General features: G+C 69.2%; 21 protein-coding genes. 13 read left to right on the top strand and 8 right to left on the bottom strand.

Annotated features, from left to right (window positions below; translation table 11 throughout):
* The first annotated feature begins 101 nt into the window (after positions 1 to 101).
* Complete coding sequence (locus tag AC07YS_RS30795; RefSeq protein ID WP_495270140.1) at positions 102 to 626, top strand: class IV adenylate cyclase; 525 nt, start codon at positions 102 to 104, stop codon at positions 624 to 626.
* Here the strand turns inward: AC07YS_RS30795 and AC07YS_RS30790 are convergent.
* Positions 593 to 970 carry a MerR family transcriptional regulator gene (locus AC07YS_RS30790; RefSeq protein WP_495270139.1) on the bottom strand — a complete coding sequence of 126 codons (378 nt, stop codon included), beginning with the start codon at positions 968 to 970 and terminating at the stop codon, positions 593 to 595. The two genes, AC07YS_RS30795 and AC07YS_RS30790, sit on opposite strands and share 34 nt — an antisense overlap.
* A gap of 95 nt (positions 971 to 1065) precedes the next feature.
* Between AC07YS_RS30790 and AC07YS_RS30785 the strand changes: the two genes are divergently transcribed.
* The gene (locus AC07YS_RS30785) at positions 1066 to 1527 is read left to right on the top strand and encodes a hypothetical protein (RefSeq protein WP_495270138.1); all 462 of its coding nucleotides are present in this window, start codon (positions 1066 to 1068) and stop codon (positions 1525 to 1527) included.
* Here the strand turns inward: AC07YS_RS30785 and AC07YS_RS30780 are convergent.
* Positions 1505 to 2146: a GDSL-type esterase/lipase family protein gene (locus AC07YS_RS30780; protein WP_495270137.1), complete on the bottom strand. Its 642-nt coding sequence runs from the start codon at positions 2144 to 2146 to the stop codon at positions 1505 to 1507. The two genes, AC07YS_RS30785 and AC07YS_RS30780, sit on opposite strands and share 23 nt — an antisense overlap.
* Positions 2147 to 2308: 162 nt before the next feature.
* Here AC07YS_RS30780 and AC07YS_RS30775 point away from each other — a divergent pair, with 162 nt between their 5' ends.
* From AC07YS_RS30775 to AC07YS_RS30750, 6 genes are read left to right on the top strand one after another with little or no spacing between them, the layout of a single operon-like run.
* On the top strand, positions 2309 to 3499 hold the full coding sequence (locus AC07YS_RS30775) for an ABC transporter substrate-binding protein (protein ID WP_095948442.1): 1191 nt from the start codon (positions 2309 to 2311) through the stop codon (positions 3497 to 3499).
* Positions 3500 to 5329 (top strand): ABC transporter permease, encoded by a 1830-nt coding sequence (locus tag AC07YS_RS30770; protein ID WP_495270136.1) that lies wholly within the window; start codon positions 3500 to 3502, stop codon positions 5327 to 5329.
* 14 nt (positions 5330 to 5343) lie between these two features.
* A complete protein-coding gene (locus AC07YS_RS30765; protein WP_495270135.1) occupies positions 5344 to 5901 on the top strand; it encodes an OsmC family protein in 558 nt (185 codons plus the stop codon).
* Complete coding sequence (locus tag AC07YS_RS30760; RefSeq protein ID WP_495270134.1) at positions 5885 to 6733, top strand: ABC transporter ATP-binding protein; 849 nt, start codon at positions 5885 to 5887, stop codon at positions 6731 to 6733. Before AC07YS_RS30765 ends, AC07YS_RS30760 begins: the two co-directional genes overlap by 17 nt.
* Positions 6730 to 7575 (top strand): ABC transporter ATP-binding protein, encoded by an 846-nt coding sequence (locus AC07YS_RS30755; RefSeq protein WP_495270133.1) that lies wholly within the window; start codon positions 6730 to 6732, stop codon positions 7573 to 7575. The genes AC07YS_RS30760 and AC07YS_RS30755 overlap by 4 nt, the downstream gene beginning before the upstream one ends.
* A 37-nt stretch (positions 7576 to 7612) precedes the next feature.
* Positions 7613 to 8506 (top strand): VOC family protein, encoded by an 894-nt coding sequence (locus AC07YS_RS30750; RefSeq protein WP_070061427.1) that lies wholly within the window; start codon positions 7613 to 7615, stop codon positions 8504 to 8506.
* 9 nt (positions 8507 to 8515) lie between these two features.
* Here AC07YS_RS30750 and AC07YS_RS30745 read toward each other — a convergent pair whose 3' ends face one another.
* Positions 8516 to 8938 (bottom strand): winged helix-turn-helix transcriptional regulator, encoded by a 423-nt coding sequence (locus AC07YS_RS30745; protein WP_495266628.1) that lies wholly within the window; start codon positions 8936 to 8938, stop codon positions 8516 to 8518.
* A 110-nt stretch (positions 8939 to 9048) separates the two neighbouring features.
* Here AC07YS_RS30745 and AC07YS_RS30740 point away from each other — a divergent pair, with 110 nt between their 5' ends.
* Together AC07YS_RS30740 and AC07YS_RS30735 are read left to right on the top strand one after the other, a co-directional pair.
* Complete coding sequence (locus AC07YS_RS30740; RefSeq protein ID WP_495270132.1) at positions 9049 to 9639, top strand: dihydrofolate reductase family protein; 591 nt, start codon at positions 9049 to 9051, stop codon at positions 9637 to 9639.
* 146 nt (positions 9640 to 9785) lie between these two features.
* Positions 9786 to 10247, top strand: coding sequence for an RcnB family protein (locus AC07YS_RS30735; RefSeq protein WP_070061424.1), 462 nt, complete (start codon positions 9786 to 9788; stop codon positions 10245 to 10247).
* A gap of 90 nt (positions 10248 to 10337) precedes the next feature.
* Here AC07YS_RS30735 and AC07YS_RS30730 read toward each other — a convergent pair whose 3' ends face one another.
* Together AC07YS_RS30730 and AC07YS_RS30725 are read right to left on the bottom strand one after the other, a co-directional pair.
* Complete coding sequence (locus tag AC07YS_RS30730) at positions 10338 to 10604, bottom strand: hypothetical protein (RefSeq protein ID WP_062473728.1); 267 nt, start codon at positions 10602 to 10604, stop codon at positions 10338 to 10340.
* Between the two features lie 113 nt (positions 10605 to 10717).
* Positions 10718 to 11662 (bottom strand): CysB family HTH-type transcriptional regulator, encoded by a 945-nt coding sequence (locus tag AC07YS_RS30725; protein WP_062473726.1) that lies wholly within the window; start codon positions 11660 to 11662, stop codon positions 10718 to 10720.
* 178 nt (positions 11663 to 11840) lie between these two features.
* Here AC07YS_RS30725 and AC07YS_RS30720 point away from each other — a divergent pair, with 178 nt between their 5' ends.
* The 3 genes from AC07YS_RS30720 (at position 11841) to AC07YS_RS30710 (ending at position 16569) form a co-directional block, all read left to right on the top strand.
* A complete protein-coding gene (locus AC07YS_RS30720; RefSeq protein ID WP_062473724.1) occupies positions 11841 to 12443 on the top strand; it encodes a TetR/AcrR family transcriptional regulator in 603 nt (200 codons plus the stop codon).
* Positions 12444 to 12660: 217 nt separating this feature from the next.
* Positions 12661 to 13560 (top strand): alpha/beta fold hydrolase, encoded by a 900-nt coding sequence (locus tag AC07YS_RS30715; protein WP_095948451.1) that lies wholly within the window; start codon positions 12661 to 12663, stop codon positions 13558 to 13560.
* Positions 13561 to 13653: 93 nt separating this feature from the next.
* Entirely contained in the window at positions 13654 to 16569 is a 2916-nt protein-coding gene (locus tag AC07YS_RS30710) for an SEL1-like repeat protein (RefSeq protein ID WP_495270131.1), read from the top strand.
* A 24-nt stretch (positions 16570 to 16593) separates the two neighbouring features.
* On the opposite strand, the gene minE is transcribed toward AC07YS_RS30710, so the two are convergent.
* The 3 genes from minE to minC all read right to left on the bottom strand — a co-directional run.
* Positions 16594 to 16866 (bottom strand): cell division topological specificity factor MinE, encoded by a 273-nt coding sequence (gene minE, locus AC07YS_RS30705; protein ID WP_056574726.1) that lies wholly within the window; start codon positions 16864 to 16866, stop codon positions 16594 to 16596.
* Positions 16867 to 16868: 2 nt separating this feature from the next.
* Positions 16869 to 17684, bottom strand: a complete 816-nt coding sequence (minD, locus tag AC07YS_RS30700) for a septum site-determining protein MinD (RefSeq protein ID WP_062481817.1) — start codon at positions 17682 to 17684, stop codon at positions 16869 to 16871.
* A gap of 68 nt (positions 17685 to 17752) precedes the next feature.
* Positions 17753 to 18159 (bottom strand): septum site-determining protein MinC (minC, locus tag AC07YS_RS30695; protein WP_495275757.1); only part of this gene is annotated, 407 nt, incomplete at its 5' end.

Raw genomic sequence — 18159 nt, 5'->3', positions numbered from 1 at the left:
GAAATCAAGGAGGAGGGCGAAGCCCGGGGGACATTCGCGGAGGGAAGTACCCGGTGGCCTGTGCACGCGCCCCGAACCCACCGAAAGGAAAGCCCACAGACATGGCAAGAAACATAGAGATCAAGGCCCGCATCGACAGCGTAGACCGCATCGCAAAAATCGTCGCAACGCTCGCCGACCAGGGCCCCCTCGAGATCGCCCAGGACGACACCTTCTTCCGCTGCGAGCACAGCGCCGACCGCCTCAAGCTGCGCACCTTCGCGCCCGACCGCGCCGAGCTCATCTTCTACCGCCGCGCCGACAGCACCGGCCCGAAGGAATCGTTCTACCTGATCACGCCGATCACCACGCCCGACGCGCTGCGCGAATCGCTCACGCTCGCCTGGGGCCAGGCCGGCCGCGTGCGCAAGCAGCGCCGCCTGTTCCTCGTGGGCCGCACGCGCGTGCACCTCGACCGCGTCGAAGGGCTCGGTGAATTCCTCGAACTCGAAGTGGTGCTGCAGGACGGTGAGCCCGCCGACGTCGGCGTGGCCGAAGCCCATGCGCTCATGGCCCGGCTCGGCGTGGCCGAGCGCCAGCTGGTGCAGGGCGCCTACGTCGACCTGTTGCGCGCGCAGGCCGCCTGAGCCATCGGGCAGCCTGCCGGCACGCGCGCCAGCAGGTCTTGCCGCAGCGCGTTCAGCTCGGCGATCTTCTGGTCGATGACCGAGACCTTGTCGGCCAACAGCGCCGCAATCGCCTGGTCGGGCGCGGCCGACTCCCACACCGCGGGCAGGTTGTCGCCGATCTCGTGGAGGCTGAAGCCCAGTTTCTGCGCGGTGCGGATGTAGCCCACCATCTGCACGGTTTCCTTCGCATAGACCCGGTAGCCGTTGCTGCCGCGCTCTGCACGGATCAGGCCGCGCTCTTCGTAGAAGCGCAGCGTGTCGCGGCTCAAGCCCGTCGCCGAAGCCAGCTGGCCGATCTGCATGGTCGTGGTTCCTTCGCCGAAGAATGTGCTTGACCCTGGAGCGTACCCGAGGCTTTAGCTTCCGGGGCTTCTTCACTCCTGCAGGGCTCTTCTTCATGATCGCGCTTCCCACCTACCAACGCATCGTCCGCGCCAGCGCCTGGTACGACCTCGTGGTGACCATCGGCTTCGCCACGCCGTGGACCTTTGCCGCCGTGCACACCTTGCTGCTGTGGACCATCCAGACGCTGCAGCTGCCGGGCAGCTTTCCGGCCTTCGACCCCGTGCACATGCTGATGGCCAACCTGCTCGGCTCGGTGGTCACCGTCTGGGCCGTGCTGCGCATCCGCGATCCGCGCCTGCGCTATGGCCGCTACGACGCCGTGGCGCGCTTCCTGTTCGCGACCTGGCAGGTCTATGCCGTGACGCAGGGCGCCAGCCTCATCATCCTCGGCTTCACTGCGATGGAGTTGCTGTTCGGCGTGCTCGAGAGCCTGCCGGTGCGCGGCGCCACGGCACGCGCACCGATGCGCGCCGACGACCGCGCCGCAGGCCTCAGCGCCAGCCCGCAGCCTTGAGCTGCTCGGCGAGTTGCTCCGCCACCTTGGCGTAGCCCTTCGCGTTCGCATGGATGCGGTCCGAGCGCAGGGCCGCATCCGACAGCACGCCCGAATACACACCGGCGACCAGCAACGCCTGCCCCGACTTCGCGACCTCTTCGTAGAACGGCGCATCGCTGAGCGAGCCGACCACCGCGCGCATCGCATCGGGCGCCGGCGTGGCGAGCACCGCCACATGCGACGTGTGCGCGCGCGCCTGCTCGATGAGTGCTGCAAGGTTCTCGCGCGTGCTGGCGGGCGACACGCCGCGCAGCATGTCGTTGCCGCCGATGCCGATCAGGATCGCGTCGTAGCTGCCGGCGGACAGCAGTGCGGGCAGGCGCTCCAGCGCACCCGCCGAGGTGTCGCCGTTGACGCCCGCGTTCTCGACCTGCCAGCCCGTGAGCTCGCCCAGCTTCGCGGGCCACGCCGTCTCGGGCGACGCGCCGTAGCCGAAGGTCAGGCTGTCGCCCAGCGCCAGCACGCGGGCATCGGGCTTCAACGCGTTGGCTGAGGCCTTTCGTTTGCCGCACGCGGAGAGCAGCAGGGCGGTGGCCGGCACGCCGGCGAGCATCTGGAGGAGGTGGCGTCGCTTCATGTGGCGCGCAGCTTAAACGAGGCCGTGCGGCCGTTGGCGCTTGCCCCTTCGCTTGCTCGGAAAGCGCATAAGCCTCTCCGTTTTCGTTCCTTCCCGGCGACGGGGCAGCGGCGAAGAATCGCGGCCCTGCACATCCCTTCACTGCCACCGAGGTCCGACGCCATGCTGCCGCCGCTGTTCACCCGCCATCGTTTCCTGCGCCATGCGGTCGCACTGTCCGCCGCCTTGCTCACCGCGCCGCTCGCGGCCTGGGCCGCGCCCGCCAGCGGCGAGCCCGTGTGGTTCGGCGTGAGCGGCCCGCTCACCGGACAGAACGCGCAGTACGGCGCGCAGTGGAAGGCCGGCTTCGACCTTGCGCTCGAGCACATCAACGCGCAGGGCGGCATCCACGGCCGGCCGCTGGCCTACAACTTCGAGGACAGCCAGAGCGACCCGCGCCAGTCGGTCGCCATTGCGCAAAAGCTCGTGAACGACAAGCGCGTGCTCATCGAGCTCGGTGACTTCTCCAGCCCCGCCTCGATGGCTGCCTCGCCCATCTACCAGCGCGCGGGCCTCGTGCAGCTGGGCTTCACCAACTCGCACCCCGACTTCACCAAGGGCGGCGACTACATCTGGAGCCCCTCGATCAGCCAGGCCGACGCGCAGCCGCTGCTGGCCGACCTCGCCGTGAAGACGCTGGGCTTCAAGCGCATCGCCGTGCTCTTCCTGAACACCGACTGGGGCCGCACCAGCAAGGACGTGCTCGTGAAAGCCGCGCAGGAGCGCGGCGCGCAGCTCGCCATTGCCGAGGGCTACCAGCCGGACGAGAAGGACTTCCGCTCGACCCTGGTGCGCGTGCGCGACGCCAACCCCGACGGCGTGGTGCTCATCTCGTACTACCCCGACGGCGCGCTCATCGCGGGCCAGGTGCGCAGCGTGGGCCTGAAGCAGCCGATCGCCGCCGTGGGCTCGGTCTATTCGCCCAAGTTCATCGAGCTCGGCGGCGCGGCCGTGAACGGCATCCACACCAACACCGCCTTCTATCCCGACGAGCCGCGCACCGAAGTGCAGGCCTTCGTGAAGAGCTTCCGCGCCAAGTACAGCAAGGAGCCCGACGCCTTCAACGCCTATGCCTACGACGCCGTGGTGTACGCCGCCGCCGCGCTGCGCGAAGCCGGCCCCAAGGCCGACCGCAAGGCCGTGCGCGACGCGTTCTACAAGATCAAGGACGTGCCCAGCGTCATCTTCGGCAAGGCCACCTTCGATGCGCAGACGCGCCGCGTGATCGGCGTGAAGAGCGTCAACCTGGTGGTGAAGGACGGCAAGTGGGCGCAGATCGACGAGAAGGCGGCGGCGCTGGCATCGGCCAAGTAGATGAGCTTCACCTCCTTCTTCGACCACACGGTCAACGGCCTGATCATCGGCAACATCTATGCGTTGCTGGCGGTCGGGCTCGCGCTGATCTTCGGCGTCTCGCACCTCATCAACTTCGCGCACGGCTCGGTGTACACCGTGGGCGCGTACATCGGCTGGGCGAGCATCACCTACCTGCACACGCCGCTGCCCATCACTATCGCGCTGGTGGTGATCGGCTCGGGCGCGCTCGGCATGCTCATCGAGCGCGTGGGCCTGCGGCCGCTGCAGGGCGCCGCGCGCATCGCGCCGCTCCTGGCCACCATCGGCATCAGCTTCGTGCTCGACATCCTCGTGCAGCTGGTGTTCAGCCCCGACCCGCGCGCGCTGCCCACGCAGCTGCCCGACTGGCGCCTGCAGATCGGCACCGGCACCATCGGCGCGCTCGACCTCTTGATCGCGGGCATCGGCATCGCGAGCGCGGCCGTGCTGTTCGGCTTCCTGCGTTTCACGAAGCTGGGCTGGGCCGTGCGCGCCACCGCGCAGGACCGCGACGCCGCGCAGCAGATGGGCGTGGACGTGAACCGCGTGAACCAGACCGTGTTCGCCATTGCCGCCGCATTGGGCGGGCTTTCGGGCCTGCTGGTGGGCATGTACTACAACAACATCAGCCCGGCGATGAGCTTCCAGGCCACGCTCAAGGGCGTGGTGGCCACCGTGGTCGGGGGCGTGGGCAACGTGCCGGGCGCCATCGTCGGCAGCCTGCTGCTGGGGCTCATCGAAAGCTACGGCGTGGCGATCCTCGGCACGCCGTACCGCAACCTGTTTGCCTTCGCGTTGCTGCTGGTCATCCTGGTGTGGAAGCCCAATGGCTTGTTCGGCCGCAAGCGTGTGCTGCCGCCCGAGCCGCTCACCGGCACCTTCATCGCACCGAGCAAGCCGTGGCGCGTGCCGCCGCGCCTGTTGCTCGCGCTGTTCGCCGCGGCCGTGCTGCTGCCGCTGTTCGATCCGTCGCCCTATGTGCTGCAGACGCTCACCAACGCGTGGCTCTACGGTGCGCTCGCATTGAGTCTCACGCTGGTGGCCGGCACCATCGGCCAGATCTCGCTGGGCCATGCGGGGCTGCTGGCCATCGGCGCATACGCCTCGTCGCTGCTGGTGCTCGGCCTGCACCTGCCCGTGGGCACGGGCATCGTGGTCGCGGGCGTGCTCACCTCGCTGATCGGCACGGCGCTGATCTTCCCGGCCTTCCGGCTGCGCGGGCACTACGTGTCGATCGCCACGCTGGGCATCGGTGAGATCGTGGCGCTCACCATCCTCAACTGGGAAAGCCTCACGCGCGGGCCCATCGGCGTCTCGGGCATTCCGCCGCTGTCGCTGTTCGGGCGCGATGCGTCGTCGAACGAGGCGATCTACTGGGCCTCGTTCGGTGCGCTGGTGCTGCTGGCCCTGCTGCAGTGGCGCCTGCTGCGCTCGCACCTGGGCCGCACCTTCCGCGCGGTGCGCGAAGACGAAGTGGCCGCGCGCGCCTACGGCGTGAGCCCCGACCGCTACAAGGCGCTGGCCTTCGGCTTCGGCGGCTTCGCGGCGGGCGTGAGCGGCGCCTTCACCGCGCACATGTACTCGTACATCAACCACGAGACCTTCGGATCGCAGATCTCGATCCTCGCGCTCACGATGGTGATCCTCGGCGGGCTCGGGAACATCAGCGGCGCGCTGCTGGGTGCGGTCGCGCTCGTGAGCCTGCCCGAGCTGTTCCGCGTGACGGCCGAGTACCGCATGCTGATCTACGGCGTGGCGCTCCTGCTCCTGATTCGTTTCCGTCCCCAAGGCCTGCTCGGCACCGTCTGAAAGAACCCCATCTCATGAGCCACCTCAACGACTACCTCGCCGAGAAACGCGCCGCCGTGCTGGCCCGCAACGCCGCGGTCGCGGCCGGCACCGCACAGCCCTCGCAACTCAAGGCCAGCGTGCGCGCCGAAGGCCGCAGCGGCGTGCGCCGCCTGCGCATCCGCGAGCACCAGGTCATCAGCGACAGCCCGCCCGATTTCGCGGGCTACAACCTCGGCCCGAGTTCGCCCGAGCTGCAGCTGGGCGTGCTCGGCACCTGCGTGACGCACATCTTCCTGATCCAGGCGGCCGAACGCCAGGTGCCGCTCGAAAGCCTCGAGGTCGAGGTGACGGGCGTCATCGACCCGCGCGGCGGCAAGCCGGGCCACGAGCAGACGCCGATCTGGCCGCACGAGATCGGCTACACCGTGCACATCGATTCGCCCGCGAGCCGCGAGGAGATCGACGCGCTGTTCGAAGCGGTGGAGCGCAACTGCCCCATCCTCAACCTGCTGCGCAACCCGCAGGCCATTCGCGCCGAGGTGAAGCTCGTGAACTCGAAGGCGAAGGTCGCCGATGCCGCCGCTGCTTGAGGTCCGCGGCCTCGTGCGCCGCTTCGGCGGGCTCACGGCCGTCAACGCCGTCGACCTGCAGGTGGGCGAGGGCGAACTGCTGAGCGTGATCGGCCCGAACGGTGCCGGCAAGACCACGCTGTTCAACCTCGTCACCGGCCTGGACAAGCCCGATGCCGGGCAGGTGCGCTTCGACGGCCACGACATCACCGGCCTGCCCGCGCAAGAGCTCGCACAGCGCGGCCTCGCGCGCACCTTCCAGCACGGGCGCGTGTTCGCGAACCTCTCGGTGCTCGACAACGTGCTGGTCGGCGCGCACACGCGGCTGCGCGCCGTGAAACCGCGCGTGGGCGGCGTGCCGGGCCTCGGGGCGCTGGCCGAGCTGGCGCTTGCGCTGGTGCAGCCAGGGGCGGTGCGGCGCGAGGAAGAAGCGCTGCGCGACGAGGCGCGCGAGATCATCGCGCTCTTCGGCGAACGTCTCACGCCGCGCACCGACCACCCGGCCTACAGCCTCTCGTACGCCAACCGCCGTCGCGTGGAGATCGCGCGCGCGCTCGCGCTGCGACCGCGCCTGCTGCTGCTCGACGAGCCCACGGCCGGCATGAACGAGAGCGAGACGGCCGAGATGCTGGAGATCATTCGCGGCCTCAAGGCGCGCGGCCAGACCATCCTGCTGATCGAGCACAAGCTCGATCTGGTGATGCAGCTGTCCGACCGCGTGGCCGTGCTCGACGACGGCCGCAAGATCGCCGAAGGCCTGCCCGACGACGTGCGCAACGACCCCGCGGTGATCGAGGCCTACCTCGGCCATCGCCAGGTCGGCGAAGCGCAGGAAGAAGCGGTGCCCGCATGATCGCCACCGTCGCGCGCACCGGCCTGTCGCCTTCCTCCCTCTGGGGAGAAGGGAGAAACGACGACCTGCCTGAACGCGCCGTCACGCAGGCGCCGGCGAGTGCGGTTGCGCCCCTGCTCCAGCTCAAGAAAGTCAACAGCTTCTACGGCCCCGTGCAGGCGCATTTCGATCTCGACATCGAGGTGCGCAAGGGCCAGATCGTCAGCCTGCTCGGCGGCAACGCCAGCGGCAAGTCGACCACGATGAAGATCGTGCTCGGCCTGCTCAAGCCGCGCTCGGGCGAGGTCAGGTTCAACGGCGAATCGACGCTGGGCCTGAGCACGCCGCAGATCATCCGCAAGGGCATCGGCTCGGTGCCCGAGGCGCGCCGCCTGTTCCCCGCGATGACCGTGCGCGAGAACCTGCTCATGGGCGCCTATGCGCGCCGCGACCGCGCGGGCGTGGCCGACGACCTGGAACGCATGCTCGAGCTGTTCCCGCGCGTGGCGCAGCGCCTGGGCTTCCTGGCCGGCACGCTCTCGGGCGGCGAGCAGCAGATGGTGGCCATGGCGCGCGCGCTCATGGGCCGGCCGCAGCTGCTGTGCATGGACGAGCCCACCATGGGCCTGTCGCCGCTGTACGTCGACAAGGTGCTCGAGCTCATCGCGCGCATCAACGCGCAGGGCGTCTCGGTCTTCATGGTCGAGCAGAACGCCAGCCTCGCGCTGCAGATCGCGCACCACGGCTACGTGCTGCAGACGGGCCGCATCGTGCTCTCGGGCCCGGCACGCGCGCTGCTGGCCGACGCGCGCATCCGCGATGCCTACCTGGGCGGCGAGGGCGCCGCCCGCACCGCCTCCTGACCACGACGACCCCTTTGCCGCGAGGAAGACCTTCACCATGCCCCTGACCCTCGACCACGTTGTGATCGCCGTGCACGACCTCGAACGCGCCATCGCCGACTACGCCGCGCTCGGCTTCCACGTGCTGCGCGGCGGCGACCATCCGGGCCGCAGCACGCACAACGCGCTCGTCGTGTTCAGCGACGGCAGCTACTTCGAACTCATCGCGTGGCGCGAACCGGCGCCCGCCGAGCGCTGGTGGCAGCTGCTACAGCGGCACGGCGAAGGCATCGTCGATTTCGCCCTGCTGCCGCGCGACACCGCCGTCACCGTGGCCGATGCGAAGGCGCGCGGCCTCGTGCTCGAAGGCCCGCTCGACGGCGGGCGCGTGCGCCCCGACGGCGAACACCTGCGCTGGCAGACCGCGCGCGCCCCGTCGGCCGACCTACCGTTCCTGTGCGGCGACCTCACGCGGCGCGCCCTGCGCGTGCCCGAGGGCGCCGCGCGCGTGCACCCCAACGGCGTGCTCGGCGTGGCCAGCCTGGCCATCGCCGTGCGCGACCTCGACGCCACGCTGGCGCGCTACCGCGCCTTGCTGGGCACCGTGTCCGACGACACGAGCACGCACATCGGCGAACCTGTGGCCGTGCCTGCCAGCCAGGTGCGCGTGGCGGTGATCGCCCTGGGCAGCAGCGTGCTCGTGCTGTCGTCGCCACGCGACCGCGCCCCGGCGGCGGAGCTGGGCGGCGACGCGCTCGCACAGCGCCTCGCCGTGCGCGGCGAGGGCCCCTACGCGCTGGTGCTGCACACCGACCGGCCGCAATCGACCGGCACCTTCGACCTTGCACGCGCGCACGGCGCGTGGATCGAACTCGACCTGCCGCCGGTGGATGCGCTGGAGGCACAGGGCCGCGTGCGCGCCGACGCGGCGAACAGCACGGTGGGCGGGTAGGGCGCAGCCCTAGCGGCCGCCCAGGTGCGCCTTGCGCAGCGCGGCGCGCATCTTCTTCTGCAGCGCCGGCCCGCCCTTTTCCAGCGCGGCCGCGGGCGCGCCGCTCTCGGGCGTCACCGGCCGGTGCTTGCGCCCCCAGATGCCGAGCTGCGTGATCACCGGCAGCAGGTCGATGCCCACGGGCGTGAGGCTGTAGAGCGCCTTCTGCTTGTGCGTGGGGTCGTCGGTCTTGCTGAGCACGCCGTGCTCGACCAGCGTGTTCAGCCGCTCGGTGAGGATGTTCGAGGAGATGCCTTCCTCGGACTGCAGGAACTCGCGGAAGTGCCGCTTGTCCGCAAACATCAGGTCGCGAACGATCAGCAGGCTCCAGCGGTCGCCGACGACTTCGAGCGCGAGGTTGATCGGGCACAGGGACTTCTGCTGGATGGCCATCGGGATTCCGCCGGTTCGAGAAACTGCTTGCATTTTCGCACCGGTTTGAGAATACTGAAACTGCTTGCATTTCGAGATCAGTTTGCGCAAGCGACCTGAAGGAGACGCCGATGCGAAAGCTCATCGTGCAAATGCAGATGTCGGTCGACGGGTTCGTGTCGCCGGCCAACGGCGACCTCGAATGGCAGCTGTGGGGGTGGGGCGATCGGTGGCGATGGGATGCGGCGCTCAAGCGTGACTTCAACGCCGTGTTCGCGGGCGTCGACACGCTCCTGCTGAGCCGAAAGATCATCGAAGAGGGCTACCTCGACCACTGGGGCCGCGCCGCGACGCGCTTTCCGGCGAACCCCGACTACGCCTTTGCCCAGCGGATCGTCGAGGCGCGCAAGGTCGTGCTCACGGACAAGCTGCAGGCCTCGCGCTGGGAGCGCACCGACATCGCACGCGGTGCCATGGCCGACGAAGTGAATGCGCTCAAGCGCCAGCCGGGCCAGGACATCCTCACCATCGGCGGTGTCGGTTTCGCGTCGTCGCTCACGTCGGCAGGGCTGGTCGACGAGTTCCAGTTCTTCGTGAACCCCGCGGCCGTCGGCGCGGGCCGCTCGGTGTTCCACGACACGCGCCATGGTCATGCGCTGCGCCTGCTCGGATCGAGGGCCTACGACTGCGGCATGGTGGTGAACCGCTACGCGCCTGCGTGAAGTACGTCACGCGCGTGCAGGACAACACGCCGTGGAGATACCTGCGCTTACCGGATTTCATCTGACGGTGACCTGACGCACCCGAAGCAGACACACGCGCTGCACAGAATGGAGGCGTCATCACAGACACACCAAAGGAGTTCCAGATGATCTTCCGTACCAAGCGCTTCACCACTGCCGCCGTTGCGGCGCTCGCAATGTCCCTGGCGGCAGGCAGCGTGCTGGCGCAAGATCGCCGGGGCGACGACCACCGCCCGGGCGGCGGCCGCTACGAGCAGCGCGATGACCACCGTCCTGGCGGCGGTCGCTATGACCAGCGCGACGACCATCGCGGGCATCGCGGCCCTCACGCCGGCTATCGCGGCGACCAGGACTTCCGCGACGGTCGCCAGTTCGACCGCCGGGGCTTCCCGCAGCCGCACAGCGAGTGGCGCCGTGGTGGCCGCGTGCCGACCGAATACCGGGGCCGCAACTACGTGGTGAACGACTGGCGCGCCTACCGCCTGCAGCAGCCGCCGCGCGGCTACCAGTGGGTGGGCGTGGGTGGCGACTACGTGCTCGCAGCCATTGCCACCGGCCTCATCGCGCAGATCATCGCGGGTCAGTAAGCCTTCGCACTGCGCTCGCACCGCGCACATGCAAAAACCGCCACAGGAGACTGTGGCGGTTTTTCTTTGGGGAACTGGGGGAGGGGCTTGTCAGGCCACCGCGGTGGCGGCCGATTGGGCGCACACGTTGCGCCCGGTGATGGTGAGGCGCAAACCGCCGCCATGCCATTCGAGCCAGTTGAGATCGACGTAGGCGTCGATGTCGCGATCGTCGATGCGATCGGCCTGGCGGCTTTGCAGCAGCTCGACCGTGGCGGGCAGGGCACGTTTCAGGCGTTCGCGCTTCTCCGCTGCATCGGCCGCCTTTTGGGCGGCCCGGGTGGCCTGTAGTTGCTGCTGCTGCGAAGTCGATGCCATTGCTGATCCGTTCCGGAAGCCAAGGAATTAACCCGAATGTACGCCGCTTGTGTGAAGCTGCGCGCATTCTTTTCAACCCTGGAGCCGGAAGTGTCGATTTCGTTGCGCTTGAGCTAAATCTCGTAGTGAGACACCTTGACCTCGTCGCCCAAGGCCTTCTCGACAATCGCGCGCGTCAACGTCGGCGCAAACGACTCGATGAACGCGTAGACATATTTGCGCAGGTAGGTGCCGCGCCGCACCGCCAGCTTGGTGAGGTTGATGCCGAACAGCCGCCCCGCATCGAGCGCGCGCAGCTGCGTGTCGCGCTCGGCCTCGTAGGCCACGCCGGCCACGATGCCCACGCCAAGGCCCAGCTGCACATAGGTCTTGATGACGTCGGCGTCCATCGCGGCCAGCACGATGTTGGGCTGCAGGCCGCGCTGCTCGAAGGCCTCGTCGATGCGCGAGCGGCCCGTGAAGCCGGTGTCGTAGGTGATCAGCGGATGCTGCGTGAGCGCCTCGAGCGTGAGCGGCGCGTCGAGCAGCGGATGCCCCGGCGGCACGATCACCGAGTGCGTCCAGCGGTAGCAGGGCAGGGCGACCAGCTGCGGGTAGTCGCCCAGCGCCTCGGTGGCGATGCCCACGTCGGCCTCGCCGTCGAGCAGCATCTGCGCGATCTGCTTGGGCGAGCCCTGGTGCAGGTGTAGTTTCACGTTCGGGAACTGCGCGCGGAATTCCTGCACCGCCACCGGCATCGCATAGCGCGCCTGCGAGTGCGTGGCCGCCACCGAGAGCAGGCCGCTTTGCTGCGCCACGAACTCCTGGCCCGCGTGCTTGAGGTTGCTGCTTTCCATCAGCATGCGCTCGATGATCGGCAGCACGTGGCCGCCGGGCTCGGTGAGGCCCGTGAGCCGCTTGCCGGCCCGCACGAAGAGCTCGATGCCGAGCTCTTCCTCGAGTTCGCGGATCTGCCGGCTCACGCCGGGCTGCGAGGTGTGAAGGGTGTGGGCGACCTCGGTCAGGTTGAAGCCGCAACGAACGGCCTCGCGTACCGAGCGCAGTTGTTGAAAGTTCATCGGGCGCGCAGGAGGTGAAAAGAGGTCCGGACCCCGGGTCGGGGCCGACCGGCGATTCTCGGCACAAGCGCTTATGCGGGGAACGATGCGTTTGTTGGTTTCACATGAGCAAAACATCTATGAGGCCCTTCTGCATGGGGAGGTTGATATTTCGCACGGCTGTGCTAAAGTCTGCCGCATGGACGCCAAGACCCAGAAAAGCGAACTCACCCGCGCCGCCATCGTCGGCGCGGCGATGCACCTCGCGCTCGCCGAGGGGCTGGAGGCGATCTCGCTGCAGGCCGTGGCGAGCCGGCTGGGGCTGTCCAAGAGCGGCGTGTTCTCGCGCGTGGGGTCGCGCGAGGCGCTGCAGAAGGCCGTCATCGAGGAGTACGGCCGCGGCTTCCTAGCCGAGGTGTTCGTGCCCGCCATGCAGAAGCCCAAGGGCCTGCCCCGCCTGAACGACATCGTCGCGCGCTGGATCGCCCGCACGCGCGACGTCGAAGCGCAGAACGGTTGCCTTTACGTGGCCGGGGCCTTCGAGTTCGACGACCGTGAAGGCGAACTGCGCGACCTGCTCTTCGACGAGATCACGCGCTGGCGTGCCGCGCTGCGCCGCACGGTGCTGCAGGCGGTCGAGACCGGCGAGCTCCAGGCCGACACCGACCCGGCCCAGCTCGTGAGCGAGATCAACGGGATCATGATGAACCAGCTGCACGACGCGCGCTTCCTGCGCGACGGGCATGCGGCCGAGCGCGCGGGCCAGACCTGGCAGCGCCTTCTTTCCAGCTACCGCGCCTGAGGCGCACCCGCAGACGACGGCCACCGCCTCTTCGTTTGCCTTAATTTCGCACCACCGTGCGATAAAAAAGGAGAAGCACCATGCTGATCATTGCCCTCTTTCTCGCCGCCTACGCGGTGCTCCTCGGTGTGCGCGGCGTGCAGGACACGCTGCGCAGCCTGCCGCGCAGCAACCAGGACTGGGTCTGGTACTGAGCCCCTGAACGAAAGCCTTCCCCATGACCACCACCACCCACACCACCGCCCCCGTGGGCTACTACAGCGCCAGCCCGCTGATGCGCGCGATGCGCTTCGGCCTCGGCGCCTCGCAGCGCCTGTGGCCCGCGCTCGGCGTGCGCGCGGCCTACCGCGTGTTCGGCACGCCGCTGCCGCCCAAATGGCTGTACCGCGGCCAGCAGCCCGGTGCCGACTGGCGCCGCGAGGCATGGTCCTTCGAGGACGCGAACCTCGGCATCTACCACCTCGCCGCGCAGGACTCGGGCGCTGAGTCGGCGCCGGTCGTGCTGCTGGTGCACGGCTGGGGCGGCCACGCGGGCCAGATGCTGCCGCTGGCGCAGGCCGTCGCTGCGCAAGGCCTGCGGCCCGTGCTGCTGGAGATGCCGGCCCACGGCCGCAGCGCGGGCACGGCCAGCAACCTGCCGCAGTTCGCGCGCGCCATCGACTACGTGGCGGCGCGGCTCGGCGCTGACGGGCACGTGCTGCGCGCGGCGGTCGCGCATTCGCTGGGGGCCAATGCACTGGCTTATGCGGCGGGGCGCGGGCTGCCGGCGCAGCGGCTGGTGCTGCTGGCGCCGCCCGCGTCGCCGCGCGAGTACACGCGCTACTTCGCGCAGGTGTTCGGCCTCAGCGAGCGCACGCGGGCTGGCATGCAGCGCCTGATCGAGGCGCGCGAGGGCATCCTGATGCAGCAGCTCGAACCTGCCGCCGTGGGCCCGCGCATCGCACAGCCGACGCTCATCGTGCATGACCGCGACGACCGTGTGAACCGCTTCGCCGACGCCGAGGCCTTTCGCGATGCGATCGCCGGCGCGCGGCTCTTTCCCACGCAGGGCTGGGGCCATCGCCGCATCCTCAAGGAGCAGGCCGTGCTCGCGCAGGTCACGCAGTTCCTGGCGTAGCGGCCGGCGGTCATGTGCGCGTGAAACGGCGCCCCTAAACTGGGCGCCACCACCCATGGCCTTCGCCATGGACGACACACGCACCAACTACCCATGGGCAATCGTTCCTGGCTCTATCTCGAACACAGTCTTCCCGACACCGAAGACGCATCGGCCGACGAAATCGCCGAAGCCAACAACAACTTCCCCGTGCTCTGGCAGCTCCTGCTGGCCGATGGCGCGGCCGGCGACGCCATCGACCACCAGCGCGTCTTCGGCGATGCGGGCACCGACAACCTCGCCAGCGACGCGCATGCCGCGCTCGCGCGCATCCGGCAGCTGCACGCCTTTGTCGAGCGGCATCCGATGCTGCACACGCTGCCGCAGATCGCGCTGCAGTTCGAGGCCGTGGCGCTGCACCTGGCCGAGCTGATCGACGACACGCCGGAGGGCAGCGCGCCGCGTTTCTCGGCGAACCTCGACGAGCTCTCCTGGCTGGGCGGCGATGCGGATGGCGAAGGCTTCATCGAACGCAACCGCCGCGAGTGCAATGAACTGTGGGCCGAGGTGCAGCGCTGCATCGACGGCGGCAACCACCCGGGCGTCGACGCGGCACTCGGCGTCCAACGTTTCGCCGACTGGGAGGCCTGGGCCTGGCAGTTCGGCTTCGGCAGCCTGTCGCATCCGTACTTCGACGGCTACGAGGCGCCGCGCGACGAGCGCTTTGCCGACTTCGAGCCCGAGGAAGAAGACGAAGACGACGGCGAACGCCCCGACTACGACAACCACCTGGGCGAGGACCTCTGGCGCTTCGAGGTCGACGGCCGCTGGGGCGTGATGCGCGTGGTGTACGACGACGACGGGCGCAGCCAGCGCACCACCGTGGTCGAGCCCGCGTGGGACGACATCCGCTACGCCGGCGCGGACGATCCGCGCCTGCTCTGGATCTCGCAGGGCGAGCGCTCCGGCCTGCTGCTCGCCGACGCCGAGGCACCGCGCGTGCTGCTCGAACCGCAGCTCGACGAGGTCTGGGCCTTCGAGGACGACATCGCCACGGCCCTGGTCGGCGACCACGTCGGCCTGCTGCGCACCGACGGCAGCTGGCTGCTCGCGCCCTCGGTCGACGAGGTCTGGAGCTTTGTCGAAGGCCGGGTGCGCGCCCGCGTGGGCGAGCGCATCGGGTATGTCGACCTGCAGGGCCAGTGGGTCATCGCGCCGCGGTTCGAAGAGGCTGAAGACTTCACGCCCTTTGGTCTCGCGCCCGCGCGCGGCGACGAGGGCGGCTGGGGGCTGGTGCGCGCGGACGGCGAATGGGCCGTGCCGCCGCATTTCGAAAGCCTTCAGTGGCGCCATGACTGGGAGGGCTTCGAAGCCAAGCGCGACGGCAAGAGCGGTCTGCTCGATGCGCAAGGCCGCGTCGCGATCGAGCCGGTCTACGAACAGGTCGACCTGCTCGAGGAATACCCGATCGAGATCCTGACGACCGAAGACACCGATCCGTCGAACGAGCGCGGCACGCCGGCCCGGCCGAAGCGCTTCGCCGTGGAACGCGCCGACGGCCTGTGCGGCCTGGTCGATGGGCAGGGCCGCGTGCTCGTGCCCTTCGACTACGGCCGCTTCGAGACCCTGGAACCGCTGACCGGCCAGGAGCGCGCGCACGCCATGGTCCGGCGCGACCTGGTGCGCGTGGCGTCCAAAGGCGGGCGCACGGCGAAGAACGCGCCGCGGCTGCGCGGCATCTACGACGTGGCCGCCGGCCGCGAGCTGGTGCCATGCCGGCACCGCACGCTCCAGCCGCTGGCCTGGGGCACGCAGGACATCGGCTGGCTGGTCGCCGATCCGGTGCCGCGCGCCGCGAAGGTCGAGAAGGGGCAACTCGCCGTGGGCGTGCTGCGCGCCGACGGCGCCGTGCTGCACCCGCAGGCCTACCCCTGGATCACGGCCGCGTTGTCGGTCGCCGACGGTTGGATGGCCGTCGCGGTCCGCTCGCAGCTGTGCAAGCGCTGGAGCGCGGGCGAGCCGGTGCAGGCCGCGCGCAACGACACCGGCCTGTACGTCTGGCTGCATGCCGACGGCCGCGAGCAGGCGCACACCGAGCACATGGCCGCGCGCCATGCCGCCGGCGACCTGCGGGCCGCCTACGAGCTGGCCTGCCACCTGCGCGACGGCGAGGGCATCGAGGCCGACCCGCGCGAAGCCCTGCGCTGGATGGCACGCGCCGCCGGCGTGCGCGAGCCCGGCGACGCCCCCGCCACCGCGTTGCCCGACGGCCTGCCCGTGGCCATGTGCGAGCTCTCGAAGATGCTGCGCTGGGACACGGCCGGCCTCGGCGCCGAACCCGCCCTGGCGCGCGCGTGGCTGCTGCACGCCATCGCCCATGGCGGCGAGGACGACGCCGCCACGCACGCCCAGCTCGGCTACATGCTGTGCGAAGGTGAGGGGGGCGAGCGCGACCTGGAAGGCGGCATGCGGCACTACGAACGGGCCGCCGGGCACAACCACACGATGGCGCTCTACAACCTCGGCCTGGCGCACAAGCTCGGCGAACCGGGAGAGCCCGACCTGGCCCGCGCGATCGGCTACTTCCGCCGTGGCCACGAAGCCGGCGACGTCAGCGCCACGATGCAGCTTGGCCGCACGCTGTGCCGGCACGCCGGGGCGCTGGCTGAACAGGGCCAGGGAGAAGCGGAAGTGAACGTGCTGTACGCCGAAGCCCTCTACGCGCTGCAGAAGGTGGCGGAAGACAGTACGCAGCGCCAGCAGGGCTGGGCCTGTTACGAGCTGGGCTGGATGCGCATGCAGGGCCAGGGCGCGCCGGAAGACGCGGCAGCCGCCGAGCGCTGGTTGCTCACCGGTGCCGCGCTCGATGACTGCGAAGAGAACCTGGAGAGCCAGCGCGCCTGCGTGGAATCTTTGGCGGCGCAGTTCTACGGCGACCGCGAAAGTCCGCTCTTCGACGAGGACAAGGCCCGCGCGTGGACGCAGCGGCTGGAGGCGCTGCCCGCTGCGGCCCCGGATCAACCGGAGTGAGCCGGTTGATCGGGGTTGCGGCGCTCAGCGCGCCGGAACCGGATCGGGCAGTTCGATCTTGATGTCCAGCACTTCGAGGTTGTCCTGGGTTTCCAGGTGCACCTTGATGTCGTCGGCGTTGATCGACACGTACTTGGAAATCACCGCCACCAGCTCGCGCTGGAGCTCGGGCAGGTAATCGGGGCGCTTCTTGCCGCTGAGGCTGGAGCGCTCGTGAGCGAGGATGATCTGCAGGCGCTCCTTGGCGACGCTCGCAGTCTTCTTCTTCTCACCAAGCAGGAACGAAAGAAACGACATGCCTACTTGCTCCCGAAAATCCGTTTGAAGAAGCCCGGCTTCTCGGCTTCGACGAAGCGCATCGGCTTGTCTTCGCCAAGGAAGCGCGCGACCACGTCGCTGTATGCCTGGGCCACGTCGGTGTCCTTGTCGTGGATGGCGGGCACGCCCTGGTTGGAGGCGTGCAGCACGCTTTCCGACTCGGGGATCACGCCGATCAGCTTGATGCGCAGGATGTCCTGGATGTCTTCCAGCGAGAGCATCTGGCCGCCGGCCACGCGGTTCGGGTTGTAGCGGGTGATCAGCAGGTGCTCCTTGATCGGCTCGCCGCCGTCCTTGGCGCGCTTGGTCTTGCTGCTGAGCATGCCCAGGATGCGGTCCGAGTCGCGCACCGAGGAGACTTCGGGGTTGGTGACGATCAGCGCCTCGTCGGCGAAGTGCATCGCCATCATGGCGCCGGTCTCGATGCCCGCGGGGGAGTCGCAGACGATGTAGTCGAAGTCCATGGCGGCCAGGTCGGTCAGCACCTTCTCCACGCCGTCCTGCGACAGGGCTTCCTTGTCGCGCGTCTGCGAGGCGGCCAGCACGAACAGGTTGTCGCACTGCTTGTCCTTGATGAGCGCCTGGCTCAGGTTGGCCTCGCCCTGGATCACGTTGATGAGGTCGTACACCACGCGGCGTTCGCAGCCCATGATCAGGTCGAGATTGCGCAGGCCCACGTCGAAGTCGATCACGGCCGTCTTCTTGCCGGCGAGCGCAAGGCCCGACGCGAAGCTGGCGCTCGTGGTCGTCTTGCCGACGCCGCCCTTGCCCGAGGTCACCACCACAATTTTGGCCATCGCCATTCCTTCTTGTTTCGATTCAGTTGTCGATTGATGCTCAGCGCTGCCGCGTTCCTGGTTTTTCATCAGGGAATCGCGTCGATCGCTATTTTTTTGCCGTCCAGGCGCACCTGGGCGGGCTTGCCCAGCACGGGCTCGGGCAGCGGCACTTCGTTCGTGCGGTAGATGCCCGCAATGGCCACCAGCTGCGCTTCCATGCAGGTCGAGAAGATCCGCGCCTCGGTGTTCCCGCGCGCGCCGGCAATGGCCTTGCCGCGCAGCGGCGCGTACACATGCACGTTGCCGTCGGCGATGACTTCGGCGCCGAAGCTCACGATGGCCGTCACCACCACGTCGCCGCCACGCGCGTAGATCTGCTGGCCCGAGCGCAGCGGCTTGTCGATCAGCAGCGTGCCGTTGGCCGGCACCGGCAGCTCGCGCACGATCTGCGGGGCTTCCGAAGCCGCAGGCGCCTCGGCGGGCGGGGCCGGCG

This window comes from Variovorax sp. GW458-11-26-14-LB1, from assembly GCF_059423965.1.
This window is presented reverse-complemented; position numbering and strand designations above follow the sequence as displayed.